The following is a 22,066-nucleotide window of genomic DNA, read 5'->3' on the forward strand; positions in this document are numbered from 1 at the left end:
CAGAGCGAGATCCCCATGAGTTCCGCCGCTTCCGCATCGCAATTCGCCGGCCATAACAGCTTCCCGGTCGACGAGGTCCGCGCCATGTTCCCGGCCATTCAGAAGGCCGGCGACTTCGTCTTTCTCGACAATGCGGGCGGCGCACAGGTGCCTCAGGCGGTGGTCGACGCGGTTGCCAACCATCTCATCGATTTCAACGTCCAACGCATGGCGAAATACCAGCACAGCCAGGGCGTCGACCGCAATCTGGATGAGGCGCGCGAAAGCGTCGCCATGCTGGTTAACGCCTATCGCCCGGAAGAAATCTCCTTCGGCCAGAACGCCACCTCCTTCATCCGCCTTGTGAGCCTCGGCATCGCCAAGCTGCTCGGCGAGCGCGACGAAATCGTCGTCACCGACATGGATCACGACGCCAACATCGCCACTTGGATGGCGCTGGAAGCCGATGGCGCCAAGATCGTATGGTGGCGCATGCGCGAGGACGGCACGCTGCATGTGGAAGATCTGAAGCCGCTGCTCAACGACAAGACCCGCCTCGTCGCCTGCACGGTCACCGCGCATTCCATCGGCACGATCGTCGATGTCGCGGCCGTCTGCAAACTCGCAGCCGCCGCCGGCGCCGAAACCTTTCTCGATTGCGTCCACTACGGCCCGCATGGCCTGATCGACGTGCAGGCCTGGGGCTGCGACTATCTCGTCTGCTCTGGCTACAAGAACTTTTCGCCGCACATGGGCTTCCTCTGGGGCCGTTACGATGCGCTGGTCAAGCTTCCCACCTTCAAGGAAGATTTTATTCCGGACGTCCCGCCCTACAAGATCGAGGTCGGCACCTTCACCTATGAAAACGTCGCCGGCATGAATGCGGCTGTCAAATATCTCGAAGCCCTCGGCCGCCGATTCCTGTCGAGCGGCGAGCATAGCCGCCGCCAAGCACTCACTGCCGCCATGGGCGCGATCCGCCAGTACGAGCTGATGCTTTCGCGCGAAATGATTGCCGTCCTCAAGCGCCACGGCGCCACCATCTACGGCATCTCCGACGAAAGCCGGCTGGAACAGCGCGTTCCCACAATCTGCTTCAACATACCGGGCATCACACCGCAGGAATTTGCTGATGAGATGGGCAAGGAGCGTATCGGCCTGCGCGATGGTCACATGTTCGCACCGCGCCTGATGAAACGCCTGGGCCTTTCGATGGAAACGGGCGCCATCCGCGTGTCGCTCGTGCATTACAACAAGGTCGAAGAGATCGCCCGCTTCGATGCGGTCCTGACCAAGATCATGGCACGGCGCAAATAAGCCGCCGTGTCCGTGAGCGGTGGCGGCGCCCGAACAACCCCGCCACCGCAATGCCTGCGCGCCGCCGACCCGATCGGTAGCGCGTCGAAAGCAACCTGAGGTTCGAAACAGAATGTCGCTTCGCAGCTAGGTCGTTTCGGTCTATCCCTCGTCGGGTGGACCGCTGAAGTGGGAGGAAAAGGATGAGCGATTTCCGCGGGAACTGTATCGATCATAGGCTGCTTATCGGCACCTTTGCCGCGATTCCGCATCCGGTAGCCGTCGAAGTAACGGCAGCCTCCGGCGTCGATTTCCTCTGCATCGACTGGGAGCACTCTCAGATCAGCCGCGAGCGCATCGAGGATTTGATCCGGGCCACCGACATCCATCGCGTTCCCGCCATGGTTCGTGTGCCGGGACATGCGGCGGAAGATATCGCCGCCGTATTGGATGCCGGGGCCGCGGGCGTTCTCGTCCCACGCGTTTCGACGGCGGAGCAGGCGCGCGCCGTCGTCAAAGCCATGCGTTACCCCCCTCTCGGCGCCCGCGGCGTTGGCCCGGGCAGGGCCGCAGCCTACGGCTACCGCATTCCGGATTACCTCGCCAAGGCCAATGCCGAGCTCGTGCTTGCCATTCAGGTGGAGACTGCCGAAGGGCTTGCGAACATTGCTGAAATCGCCGCCGTAGATGGTGTCGATCTTATTTTCATCGGCCCCGGCGATCTCTCGGTCTCCATCAACGCGATGGGACCAACCGGCAAGGACAAGCTTGACGCCGCCATTCGCACCATTACCAAAGCAGCCCTCACAGCGGGTCGCACGGTCGGTATTTTCCGTCCGTCGCCGGATGATGTCGCGGCATGGTCGGAAGCGGGCATAAGCTTCTTCATACTCGCAAGCGACACGATGTTTCTCGGCGCCAGCATGGCCGCCGGCGTCATCGATGCAAAGAAGTCGAGCGGCAGTTTGGAGGTGAAGGAAAAATGATTTGTTCCAAAGCCTTACCTCTTGCTGGCGCCATTGTCGATTCGGACGGGAATGCAGACTTTTTAAGCTTAAACTTTACCCTTGAAATGCATTGGGTTTTGGATAACCATTCGAAGTCGAATGGCAGTCCAGGCGTGAATTTCAGCACTCGTTTCGTCTCTTCAACATCGGATTCCCAGGGGAAATTTCTTGTCTCTTCTGCCGCAGCCTAACCTGCCGAACGCGATCACGGGCCACGATGCCCTCGAAGGCATTCGTGCCCAGATTCGTGACATGCGCACCGACAACATTGCCGTGCTCGCCAAGCGCGCCCGCGAACTCGGCGGTGTCATTCCGCTCTGGTTCGGCGAAGGCGATGTGGTGACCCCGGAATTCATCCGCGACGCCGCGAAGAAAACGCTCGATGACGGCGCAACCTTCTATGTCCCGAACATGCGCGGTCTGGCGACGCTGAACGAGGCTCTTTCGGATTATCAGACGCATTGGCACGGCCGCCCCATCCCGATCGAGCGCACCACGGTCGCCCCCGGCGGCATGCAGGCCCTCTACATGGCGCTCGAATTGCTCGTCGATGTTGGCACCAATGTCGTCTACGTCGCGCCGCAATGGCCGAACATCCACAACGCCATCCACCTGATCGGCGGCGAGCCGCGTCCTGTCTCTCTCGACTTCGATACCGACTGGCGCCTCGATCTCGACAAGCTCTTTGCACGCTGCGATGCGCGCACGCGTGCCATCTTCCTCTCGACCCCCTCCAACCCCACGGGCTGGACGGCGTCTCGCGAGGAGATGCAGGCGCTGCTCGATTTCAGCCGCCGCACCGGCATCTGGATCATCTCCGACGAGGTCTATGCCCGCCTCTACTTCGATGGCGAAATCGCGCCCTCGATCCTGCAGGTGGCCGAGGATGGCGATCGCGTGATCGCGATCAACAGCTTCTCGAAGGCCTGGGCGATGACGGGTTGGCGCGTCGGCTGGCTGACGCACCCATCGGCCGTCGCAGATCAGCTCGGCGCGATGACGCAGTATATCAACAGCGGCACTTCGGCCATGGTTCAGGCAGGAGCCGCCGCCGCTCTGCGCGAAGGCGAGCCGCTGGTTTCGGAAATCCGCGGCCGGATCAAGGCCGGCCTCGATCTGGCCTATGAAAAGCTGCCGAAAATACCGGGCATGATCCTGCCGGAAAAGCCGCGCGGCGGCATGTATGCCTTCTTCGCGCTGCAGGGGGAACCCGATGCGACCGCCTTGTGCGAGCGCATTCTTGAGACGGCCCGCGTCGGTCTGGCGCCCGGATACCATTTTGGAGAGTCGTCCCGTGCCTTCCTGCGCATGTGCACCTTCCGCGAAACCGAACAGATGCGCCTCGCCCTCGACCGCATGGTCGATGCGATGACGTGAGACGACCGCCCGCTTGGGCGGACGGGGACTACCGCGGGTGAGAGGAAAGCCCGCAGCCATAACCAGAGGGAGACCAAGAAAATGCATATAACTCGTCGCAGTCTACTGGTCCTTGCGACCGCCGTCGGCCTGGCCGGTGGAAGCCACTTCGCCTACGCGGCCGATGTCCTGAACGTCGGTTCCTATCCGAACAACCCGCCCTTCGAATACAAGACCGCCAATGGCGGCTTCGAAGGCTTTGAAGTGGATGTCGTCAACGAAGCCGCCAAGCGCGCCGGCATGTCGACCAACATTGCCGACTACGGATTCCAGGCCCTATTTGCGGCAACCAGTTCCAAGCGCATCGATGTGGCGATTTCGTCGATCACCATCACGCAGGAGCGCTTGAAGTCGCAATCCTTCACACAGCCCTACTACGATTCCGACATGGGCGTCGCCGCCAAGGAAGGCAGCTCGATCAAGGCGCTCGCCGATCTCAAGGGCGCGGTCGTCGGCGTACTTTCCGGCTCGACCGGCGAGAAATGGGTCAACGACAACAAGGCCGCCCAGGGCTTTGCCGACGTCAAGGGCTACAACTCGCAGCAGGACATGTTCCTCGATCTCGGCGCAGGCCGCATCGACGCCGTTGTCAGCGACATCCCGGGCATGCAGTACCTCTTCGTCAAGACCAAGGGCTTCGCCATCAAGGATCGCATCAAGACCGGCGAACAGTACGGCCTGATGATGACCAAGGATTCGCCGCTCCTCGCCAAGATCAACGATGCCATTACCGCGATGAAGAAAGATGGCTCGCTGGACAAGATCCATGAGAAGTGGTTCGGCGGCAAGGCACCGGCTGGCTCCTCCACCGTCACCGAATTGCCTATCCCTAAGGCGTGATCAAAAGATCATCACCGAAATAGGCTACGCCGGTCGTATCGACCGGCGTAGATACCAGAGCAATTCCAGCAAAAGTGCGAGGCGGTTTTGCGTCAGGAATTGCATAAAAACAAAGAGATAGAGCATTTCTGCGACTCTGTTGAATGCAGAAATGCTCCAAGAAATCTTGTCTTCGTCTTGCACACGGGAGTGCCAATGTCTTTCGTCGATACCTTCTTCAATTCCGACGTCATGATTTCGGCCTTCCCGCAGTTGCTGCGCGGCCTCTGGATGACCATCGCGCTCGGCGCGGTCAGCATTCTGATCGGCGTGACAGGCGGCCTCATCGTCAGCCTGATCCGCCTTTATGCGCCGAAGCCGATCCAGCTGCTGATGATCGCCTATATCGACATCATGCGCGCCATGCCGATGCTGGTCGTGCTGATCCTGATCTATTATGCACTGCCCTTCGTCGGCATCAGCTTCTCGGCCTGGTGGTCTGCAATCATCGGCTTTTCCATCGTACTTGCGGCCTATTCGGCCGAGGTCTTCCGCTCGGGCATCGAAAGCGTGCCGCGCGGCCAATTCGAAGCTGCCGCCGCTCTCGGCATCCCCTTCCTGATCACGCTCTACAAGGTCGTACTACCGCAGGCTGTCCGCATCGTCATTCCGCCGACCACGAGCAATTGCGTCTCCATGTTCAAGGATACCTCGCTCGCCTCGACGGTCGCACTGCCGGAACTCCTGAAGGAAGGGCAGAACGCGCAAGGCTTCTACGCCAATCCCTCGCCGCTCATCATGGCAGCGATGATCTACGTTATCCTGCTCTGGCCGATGGTTCGCCTAGTGAGCGTGCTCGAAAAGAAGTTCAAGAGCGAGCGCGCCCGCTAAGGCATCCCCAGGAAAAGTGCATAGCAGTTTGGCGCGGAATTATCGGAGATAACAGAGGGGAGCGGCCTGGCGTTTCAGAGAAACGCTGGGCCGCTGAAACCCTGGAGCAACTCGCGGAAAAGTGCGAAGCGGTTTTCCGTCCAGAATTGGCGTAAAGCAACGAGATAGAGCCTTTTCGCGTTTCGAAGAAAAGCGGAAAGGCTCTAGTCAATCGAAATCGCTGCCGGACAGATGATTGCTGACCGACGACTTCACCGCGCCGATATCCTGCCAGAGCTCGGTAACGATTGCAGGATCGACATCCGCCATCATATCGCGCAGCCAACCCTCGTGCGCGGCCGCCATGGCGCCGAACAGCGCCACGCCCTTTTCCGTAAGCTTGGCAACCGTCACGCGGCGATCGCCATCAGGCGTCACGCGCAGCACGAGCCCGTCCGTCTCCAACCGTTCGACCAGTCCCGTGACATTGCCGTTGGTGACCATGGTTCGCTTGGAAAGCTCGCCGAGGCGCAGACCATCGCGCTCGCGATAGAGCTGCGCCATCAAGTCGAACTGCGGCAGGGTCGCCCCGAATTCGTTGCGTAGCCGGCGGCGGATTTCCTGCGAGACCAGCTTCGTGGTCGACAGCATCCGCAACCAGAGCCGCAGCTCCAGCTTTTTGCCTTCCTGTGCGCCCTGAACGATGATCTCCAGGTCAACGGTTGCACTCTCGGACTCTGTCATGACGTTGCCTCGGTCTATCGTTCCGCATCACTCAGATAAGCGATCTAGGGAACGATATTTGAAATGTCAAAGGTTTGGCCGTCAAGTCGGATTGGGCTTACTTGGCAAGCATTTTCCCCAACATGAAGCCGGAACCCGCACCCGTCCCCGCGCCGGGCCATGTCGAAGCCCCGCACATGAACAGAGATCCCACTGGCGTCTTGTAGCGCGAATAGCCTGCAACGGGACGGAACAGGAAGTTCTGGTCGAGATGGTGGCTGCCGGAGAGATTGTCGCCGCCGACGAGATTCGGGTTTTCGCGTTCAAGATCGACCGGAGAGAAAACCGACCGTCCCAGTATTTTGGAACGCAAGCCGGGTGCGTAACGCTCGGCAATGTCGAGGACTCGCTCCGCATAAGCATCCTTGATCTCATCCCAGCTTGCGCCGCTGATTTGACCGGCTGCATCGCCGCTGAACTCTGCCGGCAACACACGCACCTGTATCCAGAGCGTGTGCTGACCGAAAGGCGCGCGCGAGGGATCGATCGCCGTGGGCTGTCCGATCACCAAGGCCGGCTCGACGGGCAACAGCCCGCCCATCGCCTCGGCATAGACGCGGGACATCATCTCAAGATCAGGCGCGATATGGACATAAGCGAAGTTCTGCAGCGGCTTGCCCGCCGTCCAATCCGGAAGACCCGACAACGCCAGATGGATCATCATCGTGCCGGGGCCGGCGCGGAAGTGGGAAACCTTCCTATCGAACTCCTGCCGCGACTGATCACGGTCCAAAAGCTTGCCGGACAGGATCTGGGGATGGACATTGGCGATAACGGCGCGTTTTGCCTCGTAGCGACGCCCATCGGCCAGAACGACGCCCGTCGCCTTGCCGCCCGCCGTGACGATCTTGTCTACGCGCGTGCCGAGCATGAGCTCGCCGCCCTTGCTCTTCAACACCGCAGCCATGGCCCTGATGATCGTATCGGCCCCGCCCTTGCCGATCACCATGCCAAATGCCTGATTGGCCATGGATTCGAGATAGGGAAATAGCGCACCGCCTGCTACATCGGGCGCAAAATCGAGATGCAATCCCCAGGCCGCCATCATCGTCTTCAGCTTGGCGTTCTGAAAACGCGCATCGAGAAAATCGCGCGGCGATGCAAACAGCATGCGTGCCGTGTCGTAGACCCAGCCGGTGCCTTTCTGCCGCCAGGCCTTCCAGATCACCTTGGCGGCCGCCATGGATGGCATCGGCGATCCGAGGAGACCGAAAATATGCGGAGCGTCAGCGCCGAACTCGGACAACATGTGGCGCCATGCGGCGGCATCCTGAGGCGAAATGTCGGCGATGGCACCCGTTGTCTTTTCCAGATCGGTGCTGACGCCAAGATAGGTGCCATCGCGAAAGACGCTGGCAAAACAATCGGCAGCAGGTACGAAGTCCAAGCCTTCGGCCAACAACTCATTCTTGTATTGCGCAAAGAAGCCGGAGCCGGCGAACATGGAGAGGTTCATCGCGCAGAGATCGTGCCGGAAACCCGGCAGCGTCACCTCTCGGGTTTTGACAGCGCCACCCGGTTCGGCATTGCCTTCGATGACGGCGACTTTCCAGCCTTTCGCCGCCAGATGCACCGCCGCCGCCAGGCCATTGTGGCCCGCCCCCACTATGATCGCATCATAGCTCATCGTCTGCCCCTCATTCGTCGGTGATTATTATTGTCACATGCATACATCTTGAGCTTTAAGCTTCAAGTATTTATTCACGGGAATTTTGTAATCATCCACAACTATTGAGAGCATTCAGCAAAGTGATAGTTATGATACCCTTTTATTTTCAGCACTTTAATGAGCCGGCGGCGATACTCGCAAACGTGTCAAAATTGGACGTCTCCGCCATGCCGGAATGCTTGCAATATCATATATTGTGACATAGGCTTCCCTCATTCCGCCGCCGCGCGGGCCTGGTGCTGAGAGGAAAGGCACCCCGCGTCTGGCGAAAATGGCTTCACGCTAGATCCCGTTTGAAGACCCGCGAAGCGGTTCTCCGTACGGGATCCTGCGACAACAAAGGGAACGCTATCATGACTGCCAATACACTCGCCAGCCTGGCCACCGCCCTGATTTCAGGCTCCGTCAAAGTCGTCGACCTCACCGCACCGCTCGGCCCGGATACTCCGGTGCTTTACCTGCCGCCGCAGTTCGGCAAGAACACGCCGAACGTCAAGGTCCACACGATCTCCGAATACAACCAGGACGGTCCTTTCTGGGCCTGGAACTGGCTGGAACTGGGCGAGCATACCGGCACGCATTTCGATGCACCCTGCCACTGGATCACCGGCAAGGACAATCCGAACAACACCACGGATACCATCCCGCCGCAGAATTTCGTCGCTCCCGTCAACGTCATCGACCGTTCGAAGGAAGCCGCAGCCAATCCCGACTACCTGCTAACGGTAGACAGCATCAAAGAATGGGAAGCACAGAACGGCGCGATCGAAGCCGGCAGCTGGGTGCTGCTGCGCACCGACTGGTACAAGCGCAACGGCTCCACCGAGACCTTCCTGAATGCCGACGAAAATGGCCCGCACTCCCCGGGTCCGACCGCCGAGGCGATCGAATATCTGCTGACCAAGGGCATCATCGGCTGGGGCCAGGAAACGATCGGCACCGACGCAGGCTCGGCCGGCGGCATGAACCCGCCCTTCCCGGCACACAATCTCATGCACAAGGCCAACCGCTATGGCCTCGCCAGCCTCTCCAATCTCGATCAGCTTCCCGCCAAGGGTGCCGTCCTGATCGCCGCTCCGCTGAAGTTCGTCAAGGGAACCGGCTCGCCGGTTCGTGCACTGGCGTTGATTGCATGATAGGCTGGAAAGGTTGGGGTCTAGGGGCAATTTAGGCTCCACCCTTTCCAACTATCTTGCCTATGAGGGGCAACGGCAATGGGCGATCTTGATTACATCATCGTCGGCAGTGGCATTAATGCGCTTGTCGCTGCGGCGATGCTTGGCAAAAAGGGCCACAAGGTGCTCGTCCTCGAGCGCAACGACCGCATTGGCGGTTGCCTGCGCACCGAGGAGATCACCGAGCCCGGCTTCATCCACGACGTCATGGCGACGACCATGGTGCTGTTCCTGACCTCGCCGGCCTATGGCGCCATCGGCAAGGATCTTGAGGCGCGGGGCCTGGAATTCGCCCATGCCGACCTCCCGACAGGGGTGCTGCGGCCCGACGGTTCGCATGTGATCTTTTCAAAGGACAGGCGGCGAAATATCGCCATCTTCGACGAATTGGCCCTCGGCGACGGGCAGACCTTCTCTCGCGAGATGGAATCGCTTGCCGCCGACGCTCCTTTCCTGTTTTCCCTACTCGGCGGCGCGCTGTGGTCGGGATCGGCGCTGATGACAGTTGGCAAGCAGAGCTGGAACCGTGGCATGCGCAAGCTTGCCGCCTGGTTTGGCGATGCCTTGACGCCGGCGCGCGGCTATCTCGAAGCCAATTACAGGTCCGAGGATATTCACGCCCTTTGGGCGCCCTGGGTGCTCCATTGCGGGCTCGGACCGGAAAGCGCCTATTCCGCCGAAATGCTGAAAGTGATCGGCTTTGCGCTGGAGCTCGGCGGCGCACCGATCGTCAAGGGCGGCGCCGTACAGCTGCTGACCGCTTTCGAACGGCTGATTACCGATCACGGCGGAGAAATCCGCCTCAATGCCGATGTTGCAGCCATCATCCCGGGCCCCAATCGCCGCGCCGATGGCGTGCGCCTTGCGAATGGCGAGACCTTACAAGCCAAGGCAGGAGTGATCTGCTCGGTCACGCCGAACCAGCTCTACGACAGGCTAATGGGCGATTGGCCTGACCCGATGCCGGGAGAGGTCAAATCCGGCGTTGCCAATTACCGTTACGGCAAGGGCGACATGCAGATCCACTATGCACTTTCGGAGCCGCCGCGCTGGAAGGCCGATGTCGAGCTCGGCAAGGTCGCGCTGCTGCACCTGACCCCTGGCCTCGATGGCGTCTCGCGCGCCGCCAACGAATGCGAGCGCGGGCTCCTGCCCGCCGAACCCACGGTCTGCGTCGGGCAGCCCGTGGCGCTCGACCCCAGTCGCGCCCCGGAAGGAAAATCGATCCTCTGGCTGCAGCTCCCCGAAGCGCCGCGCCATATCAAGGGCGATGCCGCCGGCGAAATCGCAGCCCCGGAAGATGGCCGCTGGACGGAAGAGGTGCGGGAACGTTATGCCGACCGCATCGAAGCGCTGCTAGCAGGCCATATCGAGAACTTCTCTAACATAAAGCTCGCACGCCGCGCCTACTCTCCAGGTGATCTGGAAGCGATGAACATGAACCTGGTCGGCGGCGACCCCTATGGCGGCTATTGCGGCCTCGACCAGTTTTTCATCTGGCGTCCATTCAAGTCATCTGTTAACCACCGCACCCACATATCAGGCCTGTACCACATCGGCGCTTCGGCACATCCCGGTCCAGGTCTCGGCGGAGGCTCTGGCTTCCTGCTCGCATCATCGCTGAAGTAACAGGTTTCCTAGGGAGCATCGTCGATGGAGGAACGGTTTTCAGGCACCGTTTTGAGGCGCAAGCAGGATGAGAACGCCAAACGCCCCACCATGGGCGAAATCGGCCTCAACCACTTCGCGCCGTACCTGATGAACCGGCTGATGGCCCGCTGGAATGCCAATCTTTCCGAAGAGCTGCGCGAATACGACATGACGACCGCCAAGATGCGAACGCTCGCCGTTCTGTGCGTCTCGGCCAGCCTCACCATCAACGAGCTTTCCGTTTTTGCCGTTACCGAACAGTCGACGATGAGCCGCACACTGGATTCGCTCGAACAGCAGGGCTACATCCGCCGCCAGCCGCGTGTCGAGGACATGCGCATCCGTGACGTCTCCATCACAGAGGAAGGTCGTGCCGCCTTCGAGAAGGTGTGGCCGACCATGTACGACCTGTTCCTGCAGATGTTCGACGGCGTCGACGAAGCCGAGTATCGCGGCTTCATCTCGACCCTGCACAAAGTTCTGCACAACATCCGTAAGCACGAGATCTAAGCGGGCCAAAAGGCCCGCTGGAGATCAGATCATCGCTTGTTGGGAATGAGCGCCGTCGCCAGTGCCGCGATGGCAGCAATGATGGCGAAAACGTAGAAATTCCACTCCGGACCAACATTCAGGCTGGCGATATATCCGCCCATAAGTGGCCCGGAAAGCGCGCCGATGCGCGAGAAGCTCAGCGCCCAGCCGGTGCCGGCCGCCCGCACGAAGGGCTGCAGGTAGGCAGCCAGATAGCCGGTGAGGATCAGCGATGCCGATACCGTGCCGAAACCGGCGATGGCGACGACCGTATAGTTAAGCCAGATAGATCCTTTGAAGGCGAGAAGCGCGATGCCGACCGCGCCGAGCAAATAGGACAGTGTGACGGTCAGCCGCACGCCGAAACGATCCGCCCATTGACCAAGCACGATACCGCCAATTGCCGAAGTGAAACTGAAAACGGCAAGGAACAGCAGGCTGTCACCAAGATCGTAGCCGCTCTTACGCATGATCTGCGGTAGCCATTGAGCCAGGCCGTAGACCAGAAGCAGCCCCATGAATAATGCAATCCAGAAGCACGCGGTGGCAAAGGCGTTTCTCCGCGAAAAAATCTCGCCCAGCACGACACGCCAGCCGAGGCTCGTTTCCCGTGGCTGAGTTCCCGCAGGAACCGAAACGCCAAGCCAGGCAGCCAGACGCTTCGCCTTCTCTCTTCGTCCTCGTGCCACCAGGAAGTCGAGCGACTCGGGCAGCAGCCATGCCATGACAGGCACGAACAGAACCGGCAGTGCGCCAACTACAACGACCGGCCGCCAGCCATGGTCCGGCAGCAGCCACCTGCCGACGAGCGCGGCTACGAACAAGCCAAGCGAATAACCGGAATACATGATGCCGTAATTGAGGTTCTTCTTCGCCGTCGGCGAATATTCAATGGTCAGTGCGGCAGCCAATGGGATGATGCCGCCAAGCCCAACACCGGCCGCGAAACGGCTGACGCCAAACCACATCGGCGTCGGAGACCAGGCGGTGACCGCCGTGCAGACGGCAAAAAGCGAGAGGCAGGCGAGAAACATCGGCTTGCGGCCATAAAGCTCGCTGAGCGTACCGACAACGATACCCCCGACGAGCATGCCGAAGACGGTGTAGCTGCCCATCGCTCCGAGCTGAAGCGGCGAGAGATGCCAGACATCGTCGGTGGAGAGCGCCGGCAGAATGGCGCCGAGGACGCCGACATCATATCCTTCCGCGAAGATCGCCAGCCAGCAAATGAGGACGACGACGAGGCTTTTGGCATACGAGATCTCTCCGCCGCGAGGACTTGTGAGGTCCTTCGCAACGCCATTTCGAAGACTGTCCATGCAATTGTTCCCTTTTGGAGAGTATCGGTCTTTGCCGATATTGTGTGCATCCCGAGGACGCACGGGGCGGGATACCCGCCCCGTTCAATTGGTCTGATCGTGTCAGAGCGTCTCTACGGTCTTCAGTGCGCCATCGAGAGCGCTACCCTTCTCGTCCAGCAGCGCCGCTTGCCGCAGCCGCTTCATCCACGCAGCGCCGTCCTCACGATCCCGTAGCATCGGCAGCGCCGACATGACGCGATCGAACTTCGACAGACCGCGCGCATGCGTATCCGAATACCCTTTGACGAGGCGGCGATTGCCAAGCACCTCAACTGCGAGATCGTAATTTGCCGTGAGCAGATTGGAAGCCGCGGTGAGCCATCCCTCGCGATGCTCGACCTCGCGAGAATGGCGCAGCGTACCGCGGCGGATGCGCCGCAGCCCAGAGACCATGTAGAGGCCGAGGAACCAGAACAGCGTACCAGTTTGAACGCGTCGGCCCTTGTTGACGAAGCGGTCAAGCCGGGCAAACAGGCGTGGACGGTTCTCGATCCACAGGCCCACGCCTTTCGGCATGGTGCCACAGACCTCATCCATGCGCGGATGCATGTATTCAGTCATGTAGACGAGCTGGTCGTCCTTGGCACCGACCTCCTTGCGCACCCGCTCAAAGCGCGAACCGCGCACTTTCAGATCGGCAACGCGAATGACATCGTCATAAGCCATGGCAACGGCGACATATTTTGCCGCCTGCACGGTGAAGGCGAAGTCCTTGGTTGCACCGTCCGCTTTACGGTCCAGCGCATGAAGGGTTGCGACGCGGCTTAGATATTCGTCAGCATAGGCCGGGTCCTGATAGTCGGTCAGCCGCTTGGCGCCGGCAAACAGCAGCGGGTGGGCCACTTCAGGAAACTCCGCTCGGATGCGATTGACCAGCCGGTCGAGTGCCGGGTGGCCGGCCGTCTCAGGCAGAGCGTCGAAATGCTTCGGCGGCGTTGCGGAAACAGCGTCGCGGGGCTTTTCCTTCACCCTTTCGAAGGCGGCATTGAACGCCTTTAGGCTGGGCTCGATACCCTTGCCGCCGGCACGAATCATCGCCTCGAAGGCCTGCTTTGCGAAAGGAAGCGCACCGGAACCGGCCAGAGCGCCAAACATGGATGCGGAAATCACACTGCCGTTCTTGACGGCGAGCGTCTCCATGTCAAAGGCGATGGTGCGTTTGGCGGCGAAATCCGTAGCGTCGACCACGACCTCCGGGTTGCCGATGCCATCGCCCGGCTTCTCCTTCTCGCCCACAGCAAAGGAGCGATGCGTCGAAGCAATCAGCACGGTCTTGTCCGGCGTGACCAGGCCGCGCAGCACGGAACGGCCGGCCTCCATCAGTTCGGCCGCCATGACGACGTCGACATCGCCGGGTGTCGGCATCAGCGAAAAGATCGGCGCGTGGCCATCGCGGGCCGGCAGCATCTCGATGTAGTAGATCGTCGCACCCGTTCGCTGCGCCACGCCGGGCACCGACGTCGTCTGCGCCATCCAGCCTTCGGCTTCGGCGAGGCCGACAATCCAGTCGGCCAGCACGCCGCCGCCCTGCCCGCCCATGGCGAGAATGGCAAGCGACAGCGGCTTGTCCGTGGAAAGTCTGCTAGTGCCGAGATCACTCATGCTCACATGCTCGTTCATATCGCCCTCTCAATCTGCGAAGACGATGCGGCCGGCGCGGCGGCGTGCCTGCAGCCAACCGATGACGCGGGACCGTAGGCGGGCAACAAAGCGATCCCAACTTGTCGGATTGTGAATGATATCGGCACGGTAGAAGGAGGGACAGAGCACCGCAGCCTCCGAAACCTCGCCGCAATTGCCGCAGCCGACGCAATTATTATCGATCGCCGCCACTGGATCGTCCTTCAGCGGATCGTCGGTATGCTTGACCGAGAGCGAGGGACAGCCGGACAGGCGGACGCAGGCGTGATCGCCTGTGCAGACGTCTTCGTCCACCCCGAAGCGCTCCTTGACCATGCGCCGGCCGTCCTTGACAGCCTTGGCGAATTGCGGCTTCACGCGGCGCTGCTTGTTAAGCATGCATTCCGAAGAAGCGACGATGATCTTCGGCCCTGGCTCCTTCGATGTCAGCGCCTCGCGCAACGTGTCGCGCATCTTGCCGACATCATAGGTGCGGTCGATTTGGCGCACCCAGGTGGCGCCGATGCCCTTAACGGCATTGACGATGGAATTGTTGGTCTTGCGGCGCGGATTGAGCGCGCGGGAAGACGGTATGTCCTGTCCCCCGGTCGCCGCCGAATAATAGTTGTCGACGACGAGGATGACACCGTCCTGCTTGTTGAAAACGGCATTGCCGACCGAGGTCGCCAAACCATTGTGCCAGAAGCCGCCGTCGCCCATGACCGAGATGGCGCGCTTGTCTGCCGCCACATTAAAAGCCGAGGCGGCGGCCGGCCCGAGCCCGTAACCCATGGTCGTGCTGCCCAGGTTGAAGGGCGGCAGGATCGAGAACAGGTGGCAGCCGATATCGCCGGAGATGTGATGCTGGCCGAGTTCGCCTTCGACCAACTTCATCGCCGCGAAGATAGGCCGCTCGGGACAGCCGATGCAGAAGCCTGGCGGACGCGGCGGCACGACCTCGGCCAGCGCCTTGATCTTCGGATCGTTGAGGATCGGCGTCGGGTCGGGCAGCGGCGGCTGATTGCCGAGCAGCACACGCTGGTGAACTTCCAGGAAGTTCTTGATGCCCTTCATCAATACGGGGGCGGTATATTCGCCGCCCATGGGCAGGACATCCTTACCCGCAATCTTGGTCTGGATGTCGCGGCGGCGCAGGATGGTGTTGAGGGACTGCTCGATATATTCGGGCGCCCCCTCCTCGACCATCAGCACCGCCTTCTTATTCGCACAGAACTCTGCGATCTGATCGTCGATCAGCGGATAGGCGACATTGAGGACATAGAGCGGCACGGCGGAATTGCCGTAAACGTCTGCAAGACCGAGCTGCTGCAGCGCGCGCATGACACCATTATAGGCGCCTCCAAGCAGAATAATGCCGACCTCACCCTCGGAGGGGCCGAAATATTCGTTGAGCTGCCGCTTCTTGATGAAATCGACGGCCGCAGGCCAGCGCTTCTCCAGCTTTTCTTTCTCGTGCAGGAAGGATGCCGGCGGCAGCACGATGCGGTTGACGTCACGGATCGGCTTTTCCAGCGCCTGCTTTAGCGTATAGGCCGGGCGTTTGTTGTCCTTGGCGACAAATTGGCCATGCACATGGCAGCTGCGGATGCCGACCTGCAACATGACAGGTGTATTGGACGCCTCCGAAAGCTCGAAACCCTCCTCGACCGCCTGCACGATCGACGGCAGGTTCGGACGTGGATTGAGCAGCCACATCTGCGATTTCATCGCATAGGCATGGCTGCGCTCCTGCATGATCGAGGAGCCTTCACCGTAATCCTCACCTATGATGATCAGTGCGCCACCCGTGACCCCACCCGAAGACAGGTTGGAAAGAGCGTCGGAGGCAACATTGGTGCCTGCCGTCGATTTCCAGGTGACGGCACCGCGCACCGGGTACATGACGGAGGCCGACAGCATGGCGGCGGCAGCCGCTTCCGATGCCGACGTCTCGAAATGAACGCCCAGATCTTCCATCACGTCCTTGGCATCGGCCAGCACGTCCATGAGATGGGAAATCGGCGATCCTTGATAGCCCCCGACATAGGATACGCCGGACTGCAGAAGTGCCTTGGTGATCGCGAGAATACCCTCGCCGCGGAAGACATCGCCTTCCCCGAGCTTCAGATCCTCGACCTCGCGCGCAAATGATCGCTCGGCCATCGTCGTTACCCCTTCGCCCTTGAGGGCTTCTTTAAATCATTTGCAAAATCATATTTTGAACTTCCTCGAACTGTCAACGAACAAATATGCGATACCGCTGAATGGATTGCCGATTGAAGGCGACAGCAACGCATTCTTCTCCTCAATCCCAAATCGCTCAATAACGGCCAGCAGCGCATATATATGCATAGGCATGGAATATATGTGCCAAATGCGGGCCGGATTTTTTGAAAGAACCAGAGAAAGCGCTTGCCGCTCCGAAATACATATTTTAGGATTAAAACATTCCGACAATAAATCGCCAGCGGCAGGCGAGCGTCATGTTTTTTCTGCCGCTTAACAGGGGAACGGAGTGACCATGACTAAGCTTACACGGCGTGAGGCCCTGAGCCTCGGCGCAGCAGCATTTATTACTGGGATTCTCGCAGGCAGAACGCCTGTCGAAGCTGCCGAGGCCGGCACGTTAACCATCGCCTTCAACGTCAACCTGCCATCCTTCGATCCGACGACCGGCCCCTCCGCCGTCAACCCGACGATCCAGGCGATCTATCGCTCGATCTTCGACCAGTATATTGGGCAGGGACCCGATCTGAAGTTCCAGCCGGGCCTGCTGACCGCCTGGGGTTGGAACGACGACAAGACCAAGGTCTGGATGGACGTCCGCGAAGGCGTCACCTGGCATGACGGTTCTAAGTTCACGCCTGATGATGTCGTCTGGTCGCTGGAGCGCGCCGCCAAGCAGGAAACCGGCAATCCCATCCAGTTCATCTGGTCGACCGCCAATAACTACAAGGTGGAAGGCAACCGCATCACCGGCGATGTCGTCCGCTTCGAGCCGACCTTCTTCAAGTGGATGGCCTTCCTCACTGGCTATATCCTGCCGAAGGATTATTACACCAAGGTGGGTGCAGAAGGCTTCGAAAAGAAGCCGATCGGCACCGGCCCCTATATGGTCGATGCCTATGAGGGCAATTCCTATCTGCGCCTGAAGGCGAACCCGAACTATTTCGGTGGCAAGCCCGCCTTTGACACGGTCATCTTCAAGTTCGTGCCCGACACGACGAGCCGCGTCGCCGAAATCGAGTCCGGCTCTTCCGACGTGACGCTGGAAGTCCCCTATGAGGATTTCGACCGGTTGAAGCAGAAGTCCGGTCTCGCAGGCGTTGCCACGCCGGTCTCCGATATCGGCATGATCTTCATCAGCAATGTCGATCCGATGCTCGACAAGAATGTCCGCCTCGCCGCCAACATGGCGATCGACAAGGACGCGATCATCAAGCGGCTGCTGCGCGGCTACGGCAATCCGTTATCGACGCTCGAAGCGCCGGAATACGAAGCCTATGACGCCTCCATCAAGACCCCTTATGATCCGGAACAGGCCAAGAAGCTTCTGGCGGCAAGCGGCTATTCGACGAAAAAGCCGGTGAAGTTCACTATCAAGACCACCCGCGGCTTCAAGCCGAAGGACTACGAGATGATCCAGGCGATCGTCGGCATGTGGCGCAAGGTGGGCATCGAGGCTGAGATCGAAGTTTACGAAATCGCCAAGCATTACGAGCTACGCGCTGCGCATAAGCTCGGACCGGCCGCCTTCTACAACTGGGGCAATGCCATCGGCGACCCGACGACCTCTACGGGCTTCGCCATGTTCGGCCCCTCGCCGCACTCGGCTTGGAAGACCAAGGATGTCGACGACATGCTGGGACCGCTCTGGGGCGAAAAGGACGAGACAAAGCGCATTGCTGGCTGGAAAGCGGCGATCAAATACATAGCCGAGCAAGGCTATGTGATCCCGCTGCTGCAATATGCTCAGCCGATCGTCTACAAGTCGAGCCTGAAGGTCACGCCGAATGTCTCCGGCGCCCTGCAGCCGACGCTCGTGTCGAAGGCTTGATATCGCTTTTGTGGCTTTGCCCCTTATCCTAACCCTCTTTCCGCTCGCATGGAGAGGGAACGACCTCTGCTTTCTCGCATGAACAGGCGGTTAGGGGTAGGCTGCAGGTGCCTCCTTCCCCTTCTCCCCGTCAAAAACGGGGAGAAGGTGCCCGACAGGGCGGATGAGGGGCTTGGCTTCTTCATTTGCAGCAGCGAATGCCATCGGAATACATAACGAATGATAGCAGTTTCCATTCTCAATCGGCTGGTCATGGCCGCCATCACGCTGTTCGGAGTGGCGTTGATCGTCTTCGTCCTGTTGCGCGTCGTGCCGGGCGATCCGATCGCTATGATGATCTCGCCGGGCGCAAACCCTGCCGACATCGCAGCACTGCGAGCCCATTACGGCCTTGATGCAAGTCTAACGACCCAATTCATGATCTGGCTGAAATCGGTTCTGATGGGTGACTTCGGAACGTCGATCTCCTTGAAACGCGATGTGCTCTCCTTGCTCGGCGAGCGTCTCCCCGCAACGCTGGAGCTTGCTTTTGCCGCCCTCATTCTGGCCGTTCTGCTCGGCGGCGCGGTCGCCATCGTCGGCACACTTGCCCGTCGCACGATTTTCGAGCCTGTTATCGATAGCCTGAATGGCCTTTTCCTCGCCGTACCGGATTTCGTCTGGGCATTGGCGCTAGTTCTGGTCCTCGGAGTTCTCTTTCCGCTCTTCCCGCTCTCCGGCCGCATCGACCCGAGCATCGACGCGCAGTTTGCGACCCCATTCTATCTCCTCGAAAGCCTGGTGACGCTTCGCTTTGCGATCTTCGCCGATATCTGCGCTCACATGGTCATGCCAGTCCTGGCGCTCGGCCTACCGCTCGCCGCCATCATCGCCCGCGTGCTGAAAGCAGCACTCTCCGAGGCCATGGTGCAGGACTATATCCTGCTCGCCAAGCTGAAGGGCATGTCCGAGTTGCGTCTCGTGCTGCAGGAAGCGCTACGCAATGCCGTAGGCCCGACAATCGCGTTGACGGGCGTACAGTTCACCTTCCTCATCGGCGGCACCGTCATCGTCGAGCGCATCTTCGCCTATCCCGGCATCGGCAACATGGCGATCGATGCCGTCATCAACCGCGACCTGCCGCTGATCCAGGGGCTTGTCCTGGTCTTCGGCGCCATCTTCATTCTCGTCAATCTGGCGGTCGATCTCCTGGTCGCGGCCTTCAATCCGAGGCTCGCCCATGGCTGACGTCMCCTCGCCCGCCATACCGCAATCGCCCTCCAGAGTGGCGAAACGCGTTCGGGCGCTGCTGTCCGAGCCGAAGGTGATCTTCGGCGGCGGCTTCATCCTCATCCTCCTCATCCTCGCAATCTTTGCGCCTTATATCGTGCCGAAAGATCCGCTGGAGCAGGATCTGATGTCCGGCACCCTACCACCGGCATGGATCGAGGGTTCCGATCCCAGCTTCCTGCTGGGCACGGACGATCTCGGCCGCGACGTGCTGTCCCGCGCCATCTTCGGCACGCGCATCGCGCTCACGGTCGCCTTCGTCGCCGCCGGCCTCGCGGCCCTGATCGGCACGCTGCTCGGCCTCCTCGCTGGCTGGTATGGCGGCTGGATCGACAAGGTCATCTCACGCCTCGTCGATATCTGGATGGCCTTCCCGCCCGTATTGCTATCGATCCTGCTCGTCGCCGTCTTTGGCTCCGGCGTCCACTCGGTCATCGCTGCCATCGTCATCATCGACTGGACGCGCTTCTGTCGCGTCGTGCGCTCGGAAACACAGGCGCAGGCACGGATGGATTACGTGACCGCCGCCCATACGATCGGCTTTTCGCGGGCCAGAATCCTCTTCAGCGAAATCCTGCCCAATGTCACGCCGGTGCTGATTGCCCTTGTCAGTCTGGAAATGGGCATCGCCGTCATCGTCGAAGCCATTCTGTCCTTCGTCGGCCTGTCGGTCGCATCCGACACACCGACCTGGGGCGGCATGATCGCCGAGGGCCGGCAGATGATCTATCAAGGCTGGTGGGTTCTGGTCGTGCCGTTGATCGCGCTCTTTGCGACGGTGCTTGCCTTCAATCAACTCGGCGATGGCCTGCGCCGCGCCCTCGATCCGGTGATGCGCCGATGACATCTCCACTTCTCACCATTACCGGCCTCAGCGCCATATCCGACCGTGACGCCAAAGCACCGATCCTGCGCGATGTTTCCATGACACTGGAACGCGGCGAAGTGCGCGGTCTCGTCGGCGAAAGCGGCGCCGGAAAATCGACCATCGCCAAGGCCCTGCTCGGCATCCTGCCCCGCAGCGTCCGTATCACCAACGGTTCGATCCTGTTCGAAAGCCGCGACCTCCTCACGCTCTCAGCCAGGGAACTACGCGGCATCATGGGCAGCGAGATTTCGCTGATCCCGCAAGACCCGCAAACGGCGCTCAATCCCGGCCGGCGCGTCGAGGCGCAACTGACCGATGGCCTGCGGCTGAAGCGGGGCATGTCATCGGGCGACGCTCGGCGGCGGTCGCTGAAGCTGTTGGAGGAAGTGCATATCCGCGATCCCGAGCGTGTGCTGCGCGCCTATCCGCATGAGCTTTCCGGCGGCATGCGCCAGCGCATCTTGATTGCCGCAGCCTTCGCGCTTGAGCCGAAAATGGTTGTCGCCGACGAGCCGACCACCGCGCTCGACGTCACCGTGCAGAAACAGATCCTGCGGCTGATCCGTGGCTTGCAGGAGGCGCATGGCACCGCCGTCATCTTCGTCACGCATGACCTCGGCGTCGTCGCGCAGATTTGCGACAGCGTCACCCTGCTCTACGCCGGCAAGGTCATCGAAGAGGGACGCACGAGCGATGTGCTCACCCATCCCCGACACATCTACACAAGATCATTGATATCGGCCGGGCCGCGCTACGACCGGCCGGATGCTGGGTTAACACCGGTTCCGCAAGCCGTCTTCGAACAATTGCGCCGCGAGATCGGCATTCCGGAGGGTGGCCGATGAACATTTCCGATAATCTCCTGTCGGCAAAAGGCATCGAGGTTACCTATGGTGCTAAACCACATCTTTTCGGACCGCCGGGTCATGGCATCAAGGTGCTGCATGGGGTCGATATCGATATCCGCCGCGGCGAAACGGTCGGCATCGTCGGCGAAAGTGGCTCGGGCAAGACGACCCTGGGCCGCGCCCTGCTGCGGCTAGTCGATGTGGCCGCAGGCAACATCCACTTCGACGGCAGGGACATAACCCGTCTGCCCGATACCGAGATGCGGCCGCTACGTCGCCGTATGCAGATGATCTTCCAGGATCCGATGGCCTCGCTCAATCCGCGCCATACCATCCGCCGCATCCTCGTGGAGCCATTGCTGTTACATAGGCTGGCTTCTGACCGGAAAGACGCCGAGCGACGCGTCGCCAAGATCCTCGAGCGGGTAACGTTGCCGCAGGCCTGCCTCGACCGCAATCCGCATGAGCTTTCCGGTGGCCAGCGCCAGCGCGTCGGCATCGCACGGGCAGTCCTGTTGGAGCCGGATTTCGTGCTGGCAGACGAAATTGTTTCCGGCCTCGACGTCTCGACGCAAGCACAGGTGCTCAATCTGCTGAAGGAGCTTTCGCGCGACCTCGGCTTGTCCATGGCCTTCATCAGCCACGACCTTTCTGTCATCCGTGCCGTCTGCGACCGTGTCTATGTTCTGCGCCATGGCCGCGTCGAAGAGGAAGGCGATTGCGAGCGCGTCTTTACCGCACCCGCCTCCGCCTATACCCGCATGCTGCTGGATGCCATCCCCCTGCCGGAAATCGACCCGCACTGGCTCGGGCGCGATGCAGGACAGGAGAACACAGCCTGAAAATGC

General features: G+C 60.5%; 18 protein-coding genes. 13 read left to right on the plus strand and 5 right to left on the minus strand.

Translation table 11 applies throughout. The features are described 5' to 3' along the window. The first annotated feature begins 15 nt into the window (after window positions 1–15). The 5 genes from QD461_RS01440 to QD461_RS01460 all read left to right on the plus strand — a co-directional run bounded on the left by QD461_RS01440 (window position 16) and on the right by QD461_RS01460 (window position 5,408). On the plus strand, window positions 16–1,296 hold the full coding sequence (locus QD461_RS01440; RefSeq protein WP_414086152.1) for a cysteine desulfurase-like protein: 1,281 nt from the start codon (window positions 16–18) through the stop codon (window positions 1,294–1,296). A 182-nt stretch (window positions 1,297–1,478) separates the two neighbouring features. Next, window positions 1,479–2,261, plus strand: coding sequence for an HpcH/HpaI aldolase family protein (locus tag QD461_RS01445; protein WP_414086153.1), 783 nt, complete (start codon window positions 1,479–1,481; stop codon window positions 2,259–2,261). A gap of 189 nt (window positions 2,262–2,450) precedes the next feature. Next, window positions 2,451–3,659: a pyridoxal phosphate-dependent aminotransferase gene (locus QD461_RS01450; RefSeq protein ID WP_414086154.1), complete on the plus strand. Its 1,209-nt coding sequence runs from the start codon at window positions 2,451–2,453 to the stop codon at window positions 3,657–3,659. A gap of 81 nt (window positions 3,660–3,740) precedes the next feature. Next, on the plus strand, window positions 3,741–4,538 hold the full coding sequence (locus QD461_RS01455; protein WP_414086155.1) for an ABC transporter substrate-binding protein: 798 nt from the start codon (window positions 3,741–3,743) through the stop codon (window positions 4,536–4,538). A 195-nt stretch (window positions 4,539–4,733) separates the two neighbouring features. Further along, window positions 4,734–5,408 carry an amino acid ABC transporter permease gene (locus QD461_RS01460; protein ID WP_414086156.1) on the plus strand — a complete coding sequence of 225 codons (675 nt, stop codon included), beginning with the start codon at window positions 4,734–4,736 and terminating at the stop codon, window positions 5,406–5,408. 207 nt (window positions 5,409–5,615) lie between these two features. On the opposite strand, the gene QD461_RS01465 is transcribed toward QD461_RS01460, so the two are convergent. Further along, complete coding sequence (locus QD461_RS01465; RefSeq protein ID WP_414086157.1) at window positions 5,616–6,131, minus strand: MarR family winged helix-turn-helix transcriptional regulator; 516 nt, start codon at window positions 6,129–6,131, stop codon at window positions 5,616–5,618. A gap of 97 nt (window positions 6,132–6,228) precedes the next feature. Then, window positions 6,229–7,797 (minus strand): phytoene desaturase family protein, encoded by a 1,569-nt coding sequence (locus QD461_RS01470; protein ID WP_414086158.1) that lies wholly within the window; start codon window positions 7,795–7,797, stop codon window positions 6,229–6,231. 395 nt (window positions 7,798–8,192) lie between these two features. Here QD461_RS01470 and QD461_RS01475 point away from each other — a divergent pair, with 395 nt between their 5' ends. The 3 genes from QD461_RS01475 to QD461_RS01485 all read left to right on the plus strand — a co-directional run bounded on the left by QD461_RS01475 (window position 8,193) and on the right by QD461_RS01485 (window position 11,174). After that, window positions 8,193–8,975, plus strand: coding sequence for a cyclase family protein (locus QD461_RS01475; RefSeq protein ID WP_184702850.1), 783 nt, complete (start codon window positions 8,193–8,195; stop codon window positions 8,973–8,975). Window positions 8,976–9,053: 78 nt separating this feature from the next. Continuing rightward, window positions 9,054–10,643, plus strand: a complete 1,590-nt coding sequence (locus QD461_RS01480) for a phytoene desaturase family protein (RefSeq protein ID WP_414086159.1) — start codon at window positions 9,054–9,056, stop codon at window positions 10,641–10,643. Window positions 10,644–10,667: 24 nt separating this feature from the next. After that, window positions 10,668–11,174: a MarR family transcriptional regulator gene (locus QD461_RS01485; RefSeq protein ID WP_199148092.1), complete on the plus strand. Its 507-nt coding sequence runs from the start codon at window positions 10,668–10,670 to the stop codon at window positions 11,172–11,174. 29 nt (window positions 11,175–11,203) lie between these two features. Here the strand turns inward: QD461_RS01485 and QD461_RS01490 are convergent, their stop codons facing one another. The 3 genes from QD461_RS01490 to QD461_RS01500 all read right to left on the minus strand — a co-directional run bounded on the left by QD461_RS01490 (window position 11,204) and on the right by QD461_RS01500 (window position 16,339). Beyond that, complete coding sequence (locus QD461_RS01490; protein WP_414086160.1) at window positions 11,204–12,514, minus strand: MFS transporter; 1,311 nt, start codon at window positions 12,512–12,514, stop codon at window positions 11,204–11,206. A 102-nt stretch (window positions 12,515–12,616) separates the two neighbouring features. Next, window positions 12,617–14,176 (minus strand): indolepyruvate oxidoreductase subunit beta family protein, encoded by a 1,560-nt coding sequence (locus tag QD461_RS01495; protein ID WP_414086161.1) that lies wholly within the window; start codon window positions 14,174–14,176, stop codon window positions 12,617–12,619. Between the two features lie 9 nt (window positions 14,177–14,185). Next, window positions 14,186–16,339, minus strand: coding sequence for a thiamine pyrophosphate-dependent enzyme (locus QD461_RS01500; RefSeq protein WP_414086162.1), 2,154 nt, complete (start codon window positions 16,337–16,339; stop codon window positions 14,186–14,188). A gap of 358 nt (window positions 16,340–16,697) precedes the next feature. Between QD461_RS01500 and QD461_RS01505 the strand changes: the two genes are divergently transcribed. The 5 genes from QD461_RS01505 to QD461_RS01525 all read left to right on the plus strand — a co-directional run bounded on the left by QD461_RS01505 (window position 16,698) and on the right by QD461_RS01525 (window position 22,060). Then, window positions 16,698–18,233: an ABC transporter substrate-binding protein gene (locus QD461_RS01505; RefSeq protein WP_414086163.1), complete on the plus strand. Its 1,536-nt coding sequence runs from the start codon at window positions 16,698–16,700 to the stop codon at window positions 18,231–18,233. Between the two features lie 219 nt (window positions 18,234–18,452). Next, on the plus strand, window positions 18,453–19,460 hold the full coding sequence (locus QD461_RS01510; protein WP_414086164.1) for an ABC transporter permease: 1,008 nt from the start codon (window positions 18,453–18,455) through the stop codon (window positions 19,458–19,460). Beyond that, window positions 19,453–20,346 (plus strand): ABC transporter permease, encoded by an 894-nt coding sequence (locus QD461_RS01515; RefSeq protein WP_414086165.1) that lies wholly within the window; start codon window positions 19,453–19,455, stop codon window positions 20,344–20,346. Before QD461_RS01510 ends, QD461_RS01515 begins: the two co-directional genes overlap by 8 nt. Beyond that, the gene (locus QD461_RS01520; protein WP_414086167.1) at window positions 20,343–21,215 is read left to right on the plus strand and encodes an ABC transporter ATP-binding protein; all 873 of its coding nucleotides are present in this window, start codon (window positions 20,343–20,345) and stop codon (window positions 21,213–21,215) included. Before QD461_RS01515 ends, QD461_RS01520 begins: the two co-directional genes overlap by 4 nt. Beyond that, window positions 21,212–22,060, plus strand: a complete 849-nt coding sequence (locus tag QD461_RS01525; protein WP_414086168.1) for an ATP-binding cassette domain-containing protein — start codon at window positions 21,212–21,214, stop codon at window positions 22,058–22,060. The genes QD461_RS01520 and QD461_RS01525 overlap by 4 nt, the downstream gene beginning before the upstream one ends. The last annotated feature ends 6 nt before the right edge of the window (window positions 22,061–22,066 follow it).

The sequence above is a fragment of the Rhizobium sp. BR 314 genome (assembly GCF_047445805.1).
Taxonomy (GTDB): domain Bacteria; phylum Pseudomonadota; class Alphaproteobacteria; order Rhizobiales; family Rhizobiaceae; genus Rhizobium; species Rhizobium lusitanum_B.